At 44.8% G+C, this 16,380-nt stretch carries 15 protein-coding genes and 1 riboswitch; of the genes, 11 read left to right on the forward strand and 4 right to left on the reverse strand.

The features are described 5' to 3' along the window. Positions 1-7: 7 nt before the first annotated feature. Positions 8-1,057, reverse strand: a complete 1,050-nt coding sequence (locus N288_RS10230) for a M42 family metallopeptidase (protein WP_009791077.1) — start codon at positions 1,055-1,057, stop codon at positions 8-10. Positions 1,058-1,213: 156 nt separating this feature from the next. Here N288_RS10230 and N288_RS10235 point away from each other — a divergent pair, with 156 nt between their 5' ends. After that, complete coding sequence (locus N288_RS10235) at positions 1,214-2,638, forward strand: PAS domain-containing sensor histidine kinase (protein WP_022543786.1); 1,425 nt, start codon at positions 1,214-1,216, stop codon at positions 2,636-2,638. Between the two features lie 63 nt (positions 2,639-2,701). Here the strand turns inward: N288_RS10235 and N288_RS10240 are convergent, their stop codons facing one another. Further along, positions 2,702-3,787: an AI-2E family transporter gene (locus tag N288_RS10240; protein WP_009791079.1), complete on the reverse strand. Its 1,086-nt coding sequence runs from the start codon at positions 3,785-3,787 to the stop codon at positions 2,702-2,704. A 165-nt stretch (positions 3,788-3,952) separates the two neighbouring features. On the opposite strand from N288_RS10240, the gene N288_RS10245 reads away from it, so the two are divergent. Then, entirely contained in the window at positions 3,953-4,987 is a 1,035-nt protein-coding gene (locus N288_RS10245) for a mechanosensitive ion channel family protein (protein WP_009791080.1), read from the forward strand. Between the two features lie 47 nt (positions 4,988-5,034). Here the strand turns inward: N288_RS10245 and N288_RS10250 are convergent, their stop codons facing one another. Further along, complete coding sequence (locus N288_RS10250; protein ID WP_009791081.1) at positions 5,035-5,226, reverse strand: hypothetical protein; 192 nt, start codon at positions 5,224-5,226, stop codon at positions 5,035-5,037. 215 nt (positions 5,227-5,441) lie between these two features. Here N288_RS10250 and N288_RS10255 point away from each other — a divergent pair, with 215 nt between their 5' ends. The 4 genes from N288_RS10255 (at position 5,442) to N288_RS10270 (ending at position 10,600) form a co-directional block, all read left to right on the forward strand. Beyond that, positions 5,442-5,888 (forward strand): C40 family peptidase, encoded by a 447-nt coding sequence (locus N288_RS10255; protein WP_009791082.1) that lies wholly within the window; start codon positions 5,442-5,444, stop codon positions 5,886-5,888. Positions 5,889-5,991: 103 nt separating this feature from the next. Further along, entirely contained in the window at positions 5,992-8,283 is a 2,292-nt protein-coding gene (locus tag N288_RS10260) for a helicase C-terminal domain-containing protein (protein WP_022543787.1), read from the forward strand. A gap of 102 nt (positions 8,284-8,385) precedes the next feature. Then, positions 8,386-8,492, forward strand: a riboswitch (SAM riboswitch). Between the two features lie 81 nt (positions 8,493-8,573). After that, a complete protein-coding gene (locus N288_RS10265; RefSeq protein ID WP_009791620.1) occupies positions 8,574-9,620 on the forward strand; it encodes an LLM class flavin-dependent oxidoreductase in 1,047 nt (348 codons plus the stop codon). 14 nt (positions 9,621-9,634) lie between these two features. Further along, entirely contained in the window at positions 9,635-10,600 is a 966-nt protein-coding gene (locus N288_RS10270) for an ATP-grasp domain-containing protein (protein ID WP_009791621.1), read from the forward strand. A 576-nt stretch (positions 10,601-11,176) separates the two neighbouring features. On the opposite strand, the gene N288_RS10275 is transcribed toward N288_RS10270, so the two are convergent. Beyond that, positions 11,177-11,791 (reverse strand): YczE/YyaS/YitT family protein, encoded by a 615-nt coding sequence (locus N288_RS10275; protein ID WP_009791622.1) that lies wholly within the window; start codon positions 11,789-11,791, stop codon positions 11,177-11,179. Positions 11,792-12,160: 369 nt separating this feature from the next. On the opposite strand from N288_RS10275, the gene N288_RS10280 reads away from it, so the two are divergent. The 5 genes from N288_RS10280 to N288_RS10300 all read left to right on the forward strand — a co-directional run bounded on the left by N288_RS10280 (position 12,161) and on the right by N288_RS10300 (position 16,368). Continuing rightward, positions 12,161-14,131 (forward strand): LTA synthase family protein, encoded by a 1,971-nt coding sequence (locus N288_RS10280; RefSeq protein ID WP_009791623.1) that lies wholly within the window; start codon positions 12,161-12,163, stop codon positions 14,129-14,131. Positions 14,132-14,264: 133 nt separating this feature from the next. Further along, entirely contained in the window at positions 14,265-14,498 is a 234-nt protein-coding gene (locus N288_RS10285; protein ID WP_009791624.1) for a hypothetical protein, read from the forward strand. Between the two features lie 82 nt (positions 14,499-14,580). Further along, positions 14,581-14,820, forward strand: coding sequence for a hypothetical protein (locus N288_RS10290; RefSeq protein ID WP_009791625.1), 240 nt, complete (start codon positions 14,581-14,583; stop codon positions 14,818-14,820). A 122-nt stretch (positions 14,821-14,942) separates the two neighbouring features. Then, the gene (locus tag N288_RS10295; protein ID WP_022543788.1) at positions 14,943-15,905 is read left to right on the forward strand and encodes an RNA polymerase sigma factor; all 963 of its coding nucleotides are present in this window, start codon (positions 14,943-14,945) and stop codon (positions 15,903-15,905) included. A 91-nt stretch (positions 15,906-15,996) separates the two neighbouring features. Beyond that, positions 15,997-16,368, forward strand: a complete 372-nt coding sequence (locus N288_RS10300; protein WP_022543789.1) for a VOC family protein — start codon at positions 15,997-15,999, stop codon at positions 16,366-16,368. The last annotated feature ends 12 nt before the right edge of the window (positions 16,369-16,380 follow it).

Here is a 16,380-nt window from a genome sequence, read left to right on the forward strand (position 1 = left end):
TTTTGCATTAGTTGACAAGCTCAGATTGTACATAATGGAACAGCAGTCTTGCTGTGTTGTCCAGGGATTCCATGTGGGTCCTCTCATAGGCATGCGAGGAGTCGATCCCCGGCCCGATCAGTCCGTGAATAATATCATGACCGGAACGGATGGCAGCAGAAGCATCAGACCCATAATAAGGGTAGATGTCAAGCTTGTAATCGATATGATTGTCCTTTGCAATCTTAATAAGATTCTTCCTCAATCCATAATGATACGGACCGCTTGCATCTTTCACACAGATGGACACCGTATATTCATCTGTTGACTGGCCTTCACCCATCGCGCCCATATCGACAGCCAGGTATTCAACAGTCTCCGGTGTAATATTGGAGTTTCCGCCATAGCCGATTTCCTCGTTGTTCGAAATCAGGAAGTGGGTCGTGTAAGGCAGCTCGATATTCTTTTCTTTTAAAGTCTTGATCAGCTGAAGCAGGATCGCGACGCTGGCTTTATCATCCAGGTGGCGCGATTTGATATATCCGGATTCTGTTTCCTGGACACGCGGATCAAAAGATACAAAATCTCCCACTTCAATGCCAAGAGCAAGTACATCCTCTTTGCTGTGAACCTTTTCGTCTATGCGCACTTCCATGTTCTGCTGATTTCTTTCAGCTTTCGCAGCATCCTTATACACATGTACAGAGGTTTGCTTCATGAGGATGGTGCCGGTATATTTATTTCCTTCTGCCGTTTCAATCTCGCAGTATTCGCCTTCAATCGAGTTGTATGTAAATCCGCCGATCAAATCGATTTTAAGCCTGCCATTTGGTTTGATTTCCTTTACAATCGCCCCTAATGTGTCAACATGAGCCGTAAGCATCCGGTGCTGCTTTTCATTTTTTCCTGGAAGTGTGGCGATCAGGCCGCCTTTCCTGTTCTGGTATGTATGTACGCCAAGCTGTTCAAGATAGTTCTGGACAAAGGAAATTACTTCGCTGGTATTCCCGGATGGACTGGGTATGGAAACGAGTTCCCTGATCAGGTCTGCCGTTTGCTTTACATTGCTGTTAGTCAAAAGATCACTCCTAATATGATTGGATTCCTTTCCATTATACTAGGAAAAAAACTTTTGTTAAATCTGATGATATTCAGGTTTTCCAGATTATGATTGAGTGAAAAGGTTAATATTTAGTAAGATGAGAGTAACGCTTAGAGGTTTATCGGAGGCAATATGAAGAATTCTAACATGTTTATGCAGCTGTTTTATCAATCCAGGATCCCGCAGACTGTAGTGATCGGCCATATAGACCAAGTGATTGTAAATGAGGCATTCTGCAAATTTCTCGGCTATTCAATGGAAGAGTGGGCAGGCCTTACAATTGAGGACATAAGCCACCCGGATGATTATAAAAAAGATTTGGAGCTGCTCAATGAAATCCTGGACGGAAAACGGACAGAATATGAGCTGGAAAAGCGTTACATTTGCAAGGATGGCTCACATAAGACAGGGCAGCTCAATCTATCCCTTGTTAAGGGAGAAAGTGCCGATGATCAATATATGTTCGGCCAGATCGTGGATATTACCGAACAAAAGCGATTGGAAAGTAAAAGAGAAGAAAGCGAGCAGAATTACCGGCTTCTGGCAGACAATATCTCTGATTTGATTATCCTGCACAAATATGACGCTACGTATTTATATGCTTCACCATCAGTGAACCGGATCCTGGGGTATGAGCCTGACGAGATGCTGGAGCTGAATGCCTTTAAGCTCATTCATCCTGATGATATCGAAGAAGTCCGCAGAAGATATCAGCTTATGCTGAGAATCGGAGAGCCGTTATTGATCACTCATCGTGTAAAAAAGAAGGATGGGAGCTACATCTGGATGGAATCCCATGTTAAAGGAATAGATGAATATACATTTGAAAGCGGCGCTCAGATTTTATCCGTTTCCCGGGACATTCAGCAAAGGATTGAGACCAATGAACTGCTGAGAAGGTCAGAAAAGCTGGCTGTTGTAGGCCAGATGGCTGCTGCAGTTGCACATGAAATCAGGAATCCGCTGACGCCTATCAAGGGATTCATGCAGCTGTTTTCAGATGGCCGGGACTTCAATCCTGCTTTTTCTTCCATCATCATCAATGAAATCAACAGAATAGACAATATCATCACTGAATTTCTGGCTCTTGCAAAGCCCCACAGCACAAAGGTCGAAGTTCTTGATTTAAATGATGTCATCAGGCATGTTGTTGACCTGATGATGCCGCAGGCGCTCATGAACAATAAAGAACTCACATTCGAGCCAGGAAATGGACCGTATCCACTGCTTGGAGATCCTAATTCATTAAAGCAGCTTTTTATCAATATCATTCAAAATGCGCTTGATGCCATTGAAGAAAAAGGGAGCAGCATCATTAGCACGGTAAAGGCGGATGGGGAGTTATGCGCCATCATCAAGGACAGCGGATGCGGCATCCCGGCAGAAAGGCTTGCAAACCTGGGAGAGCCTTTTTATTCAACAAAGGAGAAAGGAACCGGCCTTGGCCTGATGACAAGCTACAAAATCGCTGACGATCATCATGGGAGGGTGAAAGTCGAAAGCGATGAGGGCAAAGGGACTACGGTAAGAGTATATTTTCCGGTCCACGGTATGTGAAAAAACCTCGAAAAAGAACAAGAACCGCCTGGCTGCCTCTCCAGGCGGTTCTTGTTCTATCTATCATTCTTTGTTTCCAATTGAGCCTGCCAGGTGGCGGAGCCTGTAGAACTTCCAGAAATCCCTCACAATCACCTTAACAACAGAATAAAATGGAATGGCCACCAGAATGCCGATGAAGCCATAAAGGGAACCTGCCACCAGCAGGACAAGGATGACTGTCAGCGGATGGATGTTCAGTCTTTTTCCCATTACCTGCGGTGTTATGAGATTCCCCTCCAGCTGCTGGACCGCAACAAGGACAATCAGGATTTTAATCACCATGAAAGGTTCCTGCATCAAACCGACAAAAATGGCAGGAATGATGCCGAGAAGCGGTCCGAGAAAAGGGACGACTGTCAGGAACGTGGCGAACAATGCCAGCACTAAAGCATAATCCAGGCCGATGATCAGATAACCGATATACATCAGGACACCATCGGCAAAAGCTATGATAAACTGGCCGATAATATAAGTTGATAAGGTTTTGTCGATGTCCAGCAAAATCCGGTTGCCTTCTATTTTATGCTCATCCGGTATCCATTTCAGCAGTTTCGGCCGGAGTTTTTCGTCATCTTTTGAAAAGTAGAACAGAATGAAGGGGACAACAATCAATACGGTAGCGATGCTTGTGATGGCAGAAATGATCCCGGTAAGATTGCTGCCGACTGTATTGATGAATGATTGCGAATAGGAAAGGACCTTCTGCTCGATCTCCTCATAGGAAAGGAAGCCAAAGTCATTCTCATCCACCATTTCCTTTGTCTCTGATGTAAGATCCTCCATTTTGTCAGGGAAAGAGTCTGATATTTGGGTGATCTGTTCTGCTATCAGGCTTCCGCCGAAATAAAAAATTCCGGTTCCAATGCCAATCAGCGTACCGAATACAATAAGGATGGAAGCGGTCTTCGGCATATAGCCGCTCAGCCAGCGGATGACTGGCCTGAGGATATAATAAAGAAGACCCGATATCAGGATGGGGAAGAAAATGGTCGCCACAAGCTTCCGGAATGGCCAGATGAACCAATCGATCTTACCCAATAGAAAAATAACAACCAGCACGAGTATGGCTCCTGTTATATACATAAAAAACGGCTTTTTAATCCACATATAATCCCCCTGGAATCCCTGATTTCAATTGATAGTATCCTTCCTTTTTTCCCTTGCCGCCGGGACCGAAACCCCTTCTTTTATCGGCTTTTAAAATTATCCCTGTTTAGAAAGCGGCCCTATAAGGAATACAAAGAGAAATAAAAGAAGCAAAGGTGAACGGCAATGGACTTTTTTAAAGAACTATCAAGAGAAGAATATATTCAGTTTTTCTCCTGGTTTGCGGCTATTTGGCTTCTAAAATTCATCCTGCAATTTTTTGCTGCAAGAAGGCGATGGGCCCAGCCGGAAGCAAAAGAAGGCATGCTCTCGGTCCTCAATTGGGCGGCCTTTTACGCTTCCCTGATACTGTTCCTGAACTTTTTTTCAACGCAGGACTGGCTGAATTATACGCTCTATCAGGCAGGGGACGTTAAAGTCTCACTGCGGCTGATATTTACGGCCTTCCTTATTGTTTCTCTGGCGAATAAGTTTGTCAGGGTTCTTACGCTGCAGATTCTGTCTTCTGTCTATGAACATTATCATGTCGACAGGGGGCTGAGATATACATTCAACCGCTTCATCTATTATGCGATCATGATAGCGGCGGTTGCCGTCAGCCTTACAACGGTCGGTCTTGACCTTACTGCGGCAGGAGCGGCTCTCGGGGTGCTGGGGATCGGAATCGGCTTTGGGATGAGGAATATTGCCGGCAACTTCATTTCAGGCATCATCATCCTGTTTGAACGGCCTGTGGAAGTAGGGGAACTGATTGAGATCAATAATAAAATCGGAACCATTGAAAGCATACGGCTTCGTTCCACGATAGTAAGAACTGCGAAAGAGGGGACGCTGATCGTTCCAAACCAGCATTTTATTGAACAGATCATCAAAAACCGGACTGGATCGGAAATGCTTGCTTCTGTGGAGGTCAATATAAAATTCGGAGAAGATACAGGCAGGATTGAAAACTTGCTGAAAGAGGCGGTCCTTCAGGAAGCTAATCATTTTTCAGCGTATTTAAAAGTAAACCTTGCTGAAATCAGGCTGGTTGACTTTAAGTATGATACGATGCTGTTTTTAATCGAGGTCCCGGTCAAAAATTTCGATACTAAGCAAAAATATGAAAGCCGCCTGCGCCATGCTATAGCCGGCATCTTTTATGAACATGATATCAGCCTTGCCTCCTTTCCTGCTGCAGAGAAAGAGGCAGGTATGTAAAACAGAGGCCAGGGCACCTGGCCTCTGTTTTTTGCAGGTAAACAAAACTAAAGCTTGCGGCCCAATAAAGCCTTCAAGCCGAGGAAAAGCAGGGCAGCTGCAAATATTATCATGGCTGTTACACCAACAGCGGTAATAAATGCGGCAAAGCCCCCTGTCACAAAAGCCAGTCCGGCTGTTTGAATCAGTGCATACCCTGCAAGGATGCAGGCAAGATATAGAAGGGGAAGCTGCTGCACTAAGAACACCTCCTTTATTTACAGTATATGTATCTAATAAATTGGAGGATTGGGTACTTTGTAATCGCTTACTATAATTTTATTGGTCGAAAAACGTCAATATTTGTAATCCTTTTGTTACATAACAAACATGTTTTTGTAAATTATTTTTCAGGAAGCATGTGAGAAACTAAGTTCATCACAAAACAGAGAGAGAAAATTACTTGGGGGACAACATGAAGAAGCTGATCACAAGCGTTTTTCTTTGCACTAGCCTGCTTTTTGCCGGATTGTTTGGGGGAGAAAATACAGAAGCGGCTTCCTATGGTTCTTCTGCGGCTGCAGTGGCCCAAAAATACATAGGAGTTCCTTATAAATGGGGCGGCACTTCGCCTAAGGGCTTCGACTGTTCCGGCCTTGTCGGATTCACCTACAGCAAAGCCGGAAAAAAGATTCCCAGAACTACCGGGCAGCTTTATAAAACGGGACAAGCCGTACAAAAGAAAAGCCTGAAAAAAGGGGACGTCGTTTTTTTCAGCACCTATAAAAAAGGTCCATCACATGTCGGCCTTTACCTTGGAGGCAACAAATTCATCCATGCGTCAAGCTCTAAGGGCGTTAAGATTGATTCTATGTCCAATCCTTATTGGAGCAAAGCCTATTATGGAGCTAAACGAATTTAATTATGATAACCAAGGGCGGGGCAATCCCGCCCTTTTTGTTTGCCTGAATCCGGGAACATATGTGCTATAATGGTACTATCATAGATGGCAAGGAGACCTTGTGATGACTAAAAGCTGGAGAATTTCTGCCAGAAGCCTGGCGGAATATGTCTATCGTTCCGGAAGCATTGAGTCCGGGTTTGCAGCAGCTTCCTCGATGGCTGAAGGAACGAAAGCGCACAAGAAAATTCAGAGTACTTATAAGGAAGAAGATGAATATGAGGTTTTCTTGAAGGAAGCACTTCAGCATGAGGAGATTGAGTTCCTTCTTGAGGGGCGATGTGACGGGATTATTCAGGAGGATGGGGAACTGGTTGTAGATGAAATCAAGTCGACGGCAAAGGATTTGTCAGCTTTCGATGAAGATACCCATCCTGTGCATTGGGCTCAGGCAAGATGCTATGCTTTTATGCTTGCAAAAGAGCGCGGGCTTGAGAGAATCACCGTTCAGCTTACCTACTTGCAGATCCACACTGAAGAAGAAAAGCGCTTCAGGAAGGTGGAGACTTTATCCTTCCTCGAAGGTTATGTGAAGGGGCTGATTGCTGACTTTTATCCTTACGCACGGCTCATGCTCCATCATAGGGAAAAAAGGGATACCAGCATTAAAGCCCTGCCTTTTCCCTTTCCGGAATACAGGAAGGGACAGCGAAGGCTTGCAAAAGCAGTGTACAAATCAATTCTGGATGAAAAGGACTTGTTTGCCCAGGCGCCGACCGGGACAGGAAAGACCATTTCAACTGCTTTTCCCGCCATCAAGGCGATGGGAGAGGGGCTGCTGTCAAGGATGGTCTATCTTACAGCCAAAACTATCACAAGGCAGGCAGCCGAAGAAGCTTTTTCATTGATGCAGCAAAAAGGCCTCCATATGCACACGGTAACAATAACGGCCAAGGACAAAATATGCTTTCAGGAGCAGACGGTCTGCCAGAAAGAGCATTGTCCGTTCGCTGACGGGTTTTATGACCGCCTCAATGAAGCAGTCCTTGATATCCTCTCTCATGAATCCATCATTGACCGGAGTGTTATTGAAAAATATGCCATGAAGCACACAGTCTGCCCGTTTGAATTTTCCCTGGAACTTGCATATGCCGCAGACGCAGTCATATGCGATTACAATTATATCTTTGATCCCCGGGTGTCCCTGAAAAGGCTTCATACAGAAGGCAAGAAAAAGACAGCTCTTCTGATCGATGAGGCGCATAATCTGGTGGACCGGGCGAGGGATATGTTTTCGGCGGATCTGGGGAAGCAGAATTTCCTTCAGCTGAAAAGGGCTTATAAAAACACGGCCCCGCAGCTTTCTGCAGCAGCTAAAAAGATGAATGATGTTTTTATCTCTTTCAATAGAGAATTAAAGGAGGAAAGCTATCGCATTCACGAAGAGCTGCCGGAAAATCTGCTGGAGCATCTTGAGGACTTTGCTCATTGCTCAGAAAAGGAGCTGATCAGCGGCAGGGGAGATGAGGGCCAGGAACTGCTGCTTGATACTTATTTTTCTGTACAGGCTTTCCTGAGGATATCAAGGCTGGCAGATGAGCGATTTGTCATTTATACAGAAAAGTCCGGAAAGGATGTAGTACTCAAGCTGTTTTGTTTAGATCCATCCTATCTTGTCCAGAAAATGGGCAAGGGCTTCCGCAGCAAACTCTTTTTTTCGGCTACCTTCCAGCCATTCGATTATTTCAAGAACATGCTGGGCTGGAATGAGGATCATTATTCCCTGTCATTGCCTTCCCCGTTCCCGAAAGAAAATGCAGAAGTTCTTGCTTTGCCGCTTTCAACTAGATATAAGGACAGAAGCGCGACAGGTGAAGCTTTGATCCGATCGGTAGAAAAGCTGGCAGCTGAACGGCCCGGGAATTACTTAATCTTTTTTCCGTCTTACCAATATATGAGGGAAATCCATGAACAAATGAAAGAATCCAGCACTATCAGGATGATGGTACAGGAACAGGGGATGGCAGAGGGAGAAAAAGAAGAATTTTTGTCTTCCTTTAAGGAGGAACCTGAAGAAAGCCTTCTTGGGTTCGCTGTGCTGGGCGGAATTTTTTCAGAAGGGATCAACTTGAAGGGAACCCGGCTCTGCGGTGTCATTATTGTTGGTGTGGGGCTTCCACAGCTGAGTCTTGAGCGTAATCTGATTAAAGATTATTTTCAGGCTGAAGGAAAAAACGGCTATGATTATGCGTATACTTTTCCGGGAGCCAATAAAGCAGCCCAGGCTGGCGGGCGCCTCATCCGTTCAGAGGAAGACACAGGAACCATCCTGCTGATTGATGACCGCTTCCTTCAAAAAAGATATGAACAACTGCTCCCTGCAGAATGGTTTCCGCTAAAAAGGCTCACACGATAAAAAAGGCTTGCAGGAAAAAAAACATTTTTAAAAATAGTTAGACTAGTCAGTTGACAGAAAGCCGACCTTTGTTGTAGGATTACTATGAAATCAATTGAATATTTCTTATCGAGAGTGGTGGAGGGACTGGCCCTGTGATACCCGGCAGCCGCTGACTTAGTCAGAATGGTGCTAAATCCAGCAAAGCGCAATGCTTTGGCAGATAAGATAGAGGCATATCAAACTTCTTCTTATCGGGGAAGTTTTTTTTATTGCTGACAACAAGGTGCAAGTGAGAGGAGAAGAGACAGATGAAATACGGATTTTGGCTGCCGATCTTTGGCGGCTGGCTGCGCAATGTAGAAGACGAGAAGATGCCCCCGACCTTCAGCTATGCGAAAGAAGTCATCCAGGCAGCAGAGAAGTGGGGATATGATACCACATTAATAGCAGAACTTTACTTGAATGATATAAAAGGCCCGGAGCAGGATTCACTTGAAGCATGGTCAACTGCGGCCGCTCTTGCTGCGGTGACTGAGAAAATAGAAATTATGACGGCTGTCCGCCCAGGCTTCCATAATCCTGCGGTGACGGCAAAAATGGCAAGCAATATCGACCATATCAGCAATGGCCGTTTTACCCTGAATGTTGTATCCGCATGGTGGGAGGAAGAGGCGCGCCAGTATGCCGGCATCTTTACTGAACATGATGAGCGCTATGACCGGACAGAAGAATTCGTCAAGGTCATGAAGGGTTTATGGGAAGAAGAAACCTTTAATTTTGACGGCAGCTATTATTCTATTAAAAACGCCCATTTGTCCCCTAAGCCGGTGCAAAGGCCGAATCCGATCCTTTATGCAGGCGGAGAAAGCCCCCGCGGCAAGGAAGCAATTGTTAATCACTGCGATGCCTATGTGATGCACGGGGGGACAGTTGAAGAAGTAAAAACTAAAATTGATGACATGAGAGCACGCAGGCAGGAAAGCGGGAATGAGCCATTTAAGTCTTTTGGCATGGCAGCCTACATTGTCTGCCGCGACACAGAAGAAGAGGCGCAGGAAGAGCTTGCCCGCATCACCAATGTAAAAGAATCAAGCGGCTATGCAGGCTACAAAGATTTTGTAGGCAAATCGCAGCTTGAGCAGCAGGTAAAGCTGTACGATTATTCCGTTTCCAACCGGGGCCTCAGGCCAAATCTGATCGGAACCCCTGAACAGATTGCTGAACAGATTATTGCTTATGAAGAAGCCGGCGTCGATCTGCTTCTGCTTCAGTTCTCTCCACAGCTGGAGGAAATGCAGAGATTTTCGGAAAAAGTCATGCCGCTGGTTGAAGCCAAAAGGAAAATCTTAAAGTAAAAGAGGGAGAACATATGAGCAAAATACACATCATACACGAAAACAGCGAATGGACTGCCCATTTGACAAAAAGGCTGGAAGAGCTGGGTCTTCCTTATGAGGAATGGTTTTTGAATGAAGGGATTGTTGACCTGACCAGTGCACCTCCGGAGGGGATTTTCTACAGCAGGATGAGCGCATCTTCCCACACAAGGGGGAACCGCTTTGCACCGGAGCTGACGGAATCTGTCCTGTCATGGCTTGAGCAGCATGGCCGCACCGTTTTCAACGGAAGCCGCGCTTTAAGGCTGGAGGTCAGCAAAGTCAATCAATATACAGCGCTGAATGCTGCAGGAATCGCCACTCCGAAAACAATAGCAGCTGTCGGAAAAAATCAAATTCTTGAAGCAGCTGTAAAGCTCGACAGCGCTCCGTTCATCACGAAGCATAACCGCGCAGGCAAAGGGCTCGGCGTCCAGCTGTTCCATTCTCTGGACGCATTGAGGGAATATGTCGAAGGGCCGAATTTTGAAGAGCCTGTCGATGGCATCACTCTGATCCAGGAATATATTGAGTCGCCAGAATCATATATTACCAGATGCGAATTCGTGGGCGGAAAATTCGTCTATGCCGTCCAGGTGGATACATCAGAAGGCTTTGAGCTTTGCCCGGCCGATGCCTGCCAAATCGGGGATCTGTTCTGTCCTGTTGGCGAAGAGGTGGAAGAAAAGCCAAAGTTTAAGATCATTGAAGGCTTCAACGACCCGATCATTGAAAAATATGAACGCTTCCTCAAGGAAAACGGCATCCAAATCGCTGGCATTGAATTCATTAAAAATGCCAATGGGGATATTTATACGTATGATGTCAACACAAACACAAATTATAATTCTGACGCAGAGGCAAAAGCAGGCAAATACGGCATGCTTGAAGCCGCCAAATTCCTCGGTGCCGAGCTTGAAAAAGAACAGGCTAAGGTTAGGGAATACAGCAGAGTGTGATAACAATAGAAGAAGGCCGCTCATTTGGGAGTGGCCTTTTTTGATAGTGTGACTTCAATTCCGGATGGAAGGAGCAGGATAGTGAAGGAATGGAGTGGGTTGCCAACAAAAAATTAATAAGCGGAGATTTTCCGGTTAAATTGATAATAGGGCTCGAAAGGGTATAAATAAGCGGAGATTTTCCGGTTAAGCGAAGCAAAATGGTGAATTTTCCTTTTTTTCGGGTCGATAGCCGGAATTTCTCCCTCTATTTAAGCTGTTTTTAGAGCTCTTTTGAAATTAACGGGAATTTCTCCGCTTATTTGTTAATCCGCGCTGAACCTCGTCATGTCCCTGGAAGGTCGGCTCTTTTAGTAGGGTGGGGTGGGGAAAAAGTTGCTCTTTTAGCTGGTATTCCTGCCTCACAACAAAATCGTTAATTGAACATACGGTTGCTTATCTTCAACAACGTGCTATCTCTATAAAAAAAGCTCAGAACATTATAGCTCCGAGCTTTTTGTGTGCTAATTTCACTGCTAAAGAGTCAGCTGCAAGTACTGCCAATTCGGACTTTATACTGACAGAACCCGAAATATTTTATACAACAGCTTTCTTCAACCCATTTGCCATTATAATTTCCAGCTTAGGATGGAAATACTGCACCACTAGGCCGAGTGTCAGTGTGACCAGGATTGTGCCGGGGCCGATCGCTCCCTGGAAAAGAAACGCCAGAATAAGGGCAAATCCTTCACTGGCTATACGGGAAGTCCTTAAAGAAAGGCCAAACCTGGTGTGAACGGCGACCATCAAGGTATCCATCGGGCTTGGAGGGAATTTTGCCTGAAGGTAGACGGCGATCCCCAGACCCATTGTCAATATGCCTGAGAGCAAAGTACAGGACTGGGTGAGCAGCATGCTTGGAGAAAAGTCCTTGAATACTGCCAGCAGCCAGAAATCAATCAAAGCACCAATGACCAGAATGGTTCCTGCCGCCAGGATTTCCGGCTTTTTCTTTAATAATATAGAGTTGATGATGATTAGAGCCATTCCATTTATGAATATACAAGTCCCTACGGTCAGCCCGAAAAGATGGGACTCGCCAACTGCCAGTGCATCCCAAGCAGAGGCGCCGAGGGCAGATTTGATAATAAGCGCCACACCTAACGTGAGGACAAGCAGCCCTGCTGCAAAAAATAAGATTCTTTCCTTCATGTTGTTCTCCTTTATCAGGCTGTTACACCTTATTTTCCTGTTTTAGCCACATGAGAGAAAGCGGATTCATGCGGAAGGTACATTGTATCATCATCATTTGCCTTATGAAAAGATTAATTTTTTCCCAACATAAACTTTGCTTCAAATTTGATGAATGTTTTCAAGTGGGTTAAAATATGGTATAGTATTTAACATTCGTTCACTATTAATTAACGAATCTTTTACAAAAACTAGGTTCTGAGCCCGTGGGTTTGGAGTATAACGTTTTTCCGAACTTAGCGGCTGCTAAGTTTTTCTAGTTTTGGCAGGAAGTATGAAATAGGAATTTGTGCTCTTGCAATAACTTTACAAATTAAGAGGTGTAAAAGGATGAAATCGATCTTGAAATCGCCTAAGGAGCTATTTAAAAACAGCATGAGCGTTTTTTTCCTGGCAGTTGTTTTGCTGTGGCTGAAAACATATGCTGCATACCAGATTGAATTCAATTTAGGAATCGACAACAGCATGCAGGAATTTTTGCTTTTCCTGAACCCGCTGAGCTCATCCCTTCTATTCTTGGGGATCGCACTATTTTTTAAAGGAAAGATACAGTCAGGCGTACTGATTGCTGTTCAGTTTCTGCTGTCTTTCCTGCTGTACGCCAATGTGGTGTACTACCGTTTCTTCAATGACTTTATTACAGTCCCTGTCCTTATGCAGACAAAAACAAATGCCGGACAGCTTGGAGACAGTGCACTTTCGCTCATGTCACCGTTTGATATCCTGTACTTTGCCGACACGATCCTTTTGGTTGTGCTGGCAGCAGTCAAATGGTACAGACCGGCGAAGCATACACGGAAGAGAATGACGGCAAGCCTGGTGATTGCTGCTGCTGTCATCACATTCTTCATTAATCTTGGGCTTGCTGAGAAAGACCGTCCTGAACTCCTGACACGCTCATTTGACCGCAATTATCTGGTCAAGTATCTGGGCGCCTATAATTTCACGGTTTATGACATTATTCAAAATGCCAGATCTGCCAGTCAGCGCGCCATGGCAGACAGCAGTGATATCACAGAGGTTGAAAACTATGTGAAAGCCAATTATGCAGAACCGAATCCTGATTATTTCGGAAAAGCAAAAGGCATGAATGTGATCTATGTTTCACTGGAATCTTTCCAGACATTCCTGATCGACTATAAGCTGGACGGCCAGGAAGTAACACCGTTCCTGAATTCCCTGGCTCATAATGGACAGACTTTTTACTTTAAGAACTATTTTCACCAGACAGGGCAAGGTAAAACATCCGATGCCGAGTTTATGATGGAGAATTCACTGTATCCGATGTCCCAGGGGGCTGTTTTTGTCAACAAGGCCCAGAACACCTACCAGGCAGCACCTGCGATATTGAAGACGCGCGGCTATACGTCGGCCTCTTTTCACGGGAATTATAAAACGTTCTGGAACCGGAATGAAATTTACAAATCCTTCGGCTATGACCATTTCTTTGATGCCGAATATTACAACATGACAGATGAGAACACCAAGAACTATGGCCTGAAGGATAAGCCTTTCTTTAAAGAATCCATGCCGATGCTGGAAAGCCTGAAGCAGCCGTTCTATACAAAGTTCATCACTCTGTCCAACCACTTCCCATTCAAAATGGATGAAGGGGACACAGAATTCCAGCCGGCAGAAACAGAAGACAGTGTTGTTAACCATTACTTTACTTCTGCCAATTATATGGACCAGGCGCTTGAGCAGTTCTTTAACGACCTTAAAGCATCCGGCCTGTATGATAATACAGTGATCGTCATGTATGGTGACCATTATGGCATTTCTGAAAATCACAACCCTGCAATGGAGCGGGTTCTTGGCAAGGAAATCGATTCCTTTGAATATGCCCAGCTGCAGAGAGTCCCTCTTTTCATCCACGTACCTGGGGTAAAAGGCGGCGCGATGGACACATACGGTGGCGCGGTGGATGTAATGCCGACCCTGATGCATCTTCTTGGCGTCAGCACAAAAGACTATATGCAGATCGGTTCAGATTTATTGTCTGAAACCCACCGGGAAGTTATTCCTTTCCGCAACGGCGACTTCATCAGCCCGGAATACACTTCTGTTGATGAAAAATGCTACTCCACGGAAACCGGTGAAGAGCTTGAGGAAGGCAGTGCTTGTGTAAGGCTGTCAGAACAGGCGAAAAAAGAACTGCTGATGTCTGACAATATCGTGTACAAAGATCTGCTGAGATTCCACAATCCAGAGGGCTTTGAACCAATCAACCGCAAGGATTACAAATATATCAAAGAAGAGCCTGCCGAGGAAGCGAACCCAATGACAGGGCTCCAAAAATAAAACACCAAAAAGCAGAAGCCCCGGCTTCTGCTTTTTCCATGTTAGGATACTCCAAGGCAGGTGTAAATCCCCTGAAAATAGGGAAGCTATCTAAATAGCCACAGACTTTATATAACAGGAAGGAGAGGTAAACATGAGTGAATGCCAACTGAACCATTCAGCAGAAGATGTCAAAAATAAATATGAACAGCAAAAGGAACATCTCCCCAGCCAGCTCCAGCCGCTGATGGAAGAATTCCTGCAAAAAGAACACACACAGGAAATCCTGAATGACGTATTTCACCTATTGAAGAAATATGACCTGGCTTCTGAAGACGAGAAGGAAGAACGGGAGAGAAGGCTGTATTTGGTTGTTAATAATGTGTAACAGCAGATTAGAGAGCTGCTGTAATCGGGTTAAGAATGCATCATGTATTTTTAAATAGCCACAGTGATTTGAGCAGCTATCTATGTTTGAAGAAGTGAGCTTCATGCAGCTGCAAAATCGCCATATAATTAAAAAAGCCCTGGTGTTTGCAGTGGAAGGCACACAGACTCCTGCGGGAAATAGCGGAAGAGTTGAGACCCCGCAGCGCGCGGCGCAAGGAGGCTTAGGCTTCGTCCCGCGGAAAGCGAAGTGCCTGGAACGGAAAACACCAGCCCCATTTAAAAGTAAAACAAATTTTAAAACCATACTTATAATTTTCTGAGTATCAAAAAGAGCCACAATGGCTCTTTTTTGCTGTCTGTTAAAGGAAATTGCCGAAAATCGTCGAAGTTGTTAGGTGAGAAGCAAAAAAACGAATTTTTTCATTTTAACAAAGGAGCCTCCATGGAAGGTAATCAAGGTTTACACACAATAAGCAAGGAAATCAAAGACCTGGAAAAAAGATTCAAGCAGGAGATAGAACCTTATCGCTCTTTACTGTGGAAATATTGCTACAGATTGACAGGCTCTCCATGGGATGCAGAAGACCTCGTCCAGGATACATTGCTGAAATCCCTGGCTATGCTCTCAAAGGTCTTTCAAGAGTTGAATGTAAAATCCTACTTATTCAAAATCGCCACTAATACATGGATCGATCAGCAAAGAAGAAATCGGATTGCCTATACAGATTCATACCTTGTAGAACTTCTGGAAAGCGGCAGCGAAAAGGAGCTTAAGATTCTCCCAGCCCTCGATTATCTGGCCCGCCAGCTGAGTCTGAAGCAATTTGTCTGCCTTCTGCTTACAGACGTTTTTCTTTTTACTGCAAAAGAGGCTGCAGATATCGTCAGTCTTTCGCCTGGTGCTGTCTATGCAAATGTACAGAGAGCAAGAGATGTGTTGAAGAATATCCCTGAAAGAGAGCAGATTCATAGACTGCAGGAAGGGATAGCTATATCTGCCTCACATGACAAAACAATCAGCACCCTGCTTGAAGGCTTCCGAAGAAAAGACATGGCCATGATTGCTTCTCTTCTTGACGAGAATCTTCTCACAGATATTACCCATGCTGGAGTTGAATTTGGAAAAAGAGAAACAGAACGAAATTCGCTCAAAGACTGGGCAGAGGTGGTATCCAGGCAGGAAGGGGCCGAAGCCGCCATCACGACGCTATGGGGCAGGCAGGTCATTTTGGAGTTTGCTCTTAAATCCGGAGAGAAGCTGCTGCAGAACATTCACTTTATGGAACTGGAAAATGATAAAATAGTGTATTGGAAATTTTATTGCTTTTCCTGGGATTTAATGAATGCAGCTGCAAAAGAGCTGGATGTGAATCTGGGAGCTGAATATTTTTATCATATTTTTTAAATCCCGCGTATAATTTGGCATCTTTTTCCCGTTATAGATCTTGAAGAGCTGTTGTTCAGGTTCTATTTAAAAGAAAGGGAGAGATGGGAAGATGAAAACACCTATAGTCAATAGGATGAATACCATTTTTGTACATGTGGCAGATCTGGAAAAGTCAGCAGGATGGTACTGTAAGCTTCTTGGCCAGAAAGTCACAGAGCCGGTTGAGAACCCGGTATATAATGTAAAAATGAATGGGGCAACCGGTCTTACCCTGGATGCAGGACCTTACGGTGAAAGGGAAAGACCGCAGGCTGGGCTTTATCCATTGTTCAACTTGCATACTGAGGACATTCAAGAGGCTTACAGCTGGATGGAAAGCGAGGACTTTGCCGTTGACCCAGAGATAACCCGCTTTGACGATTTCAGCTTTTTCAACGTAAAAGATCCTGACGGCCATATCATTATGATTTGTACAGGATAAAAAGTATGGGGA

This window comes from Bacillus infantis NRRL B-14911 (genome assembly GCF_000473245.1).
Lineage (GTDB): Bacteria > Bacillota > Bacilli > Bacillales > Cytobacillaceae > Bacillus_AB > Bacillus_AB infantis.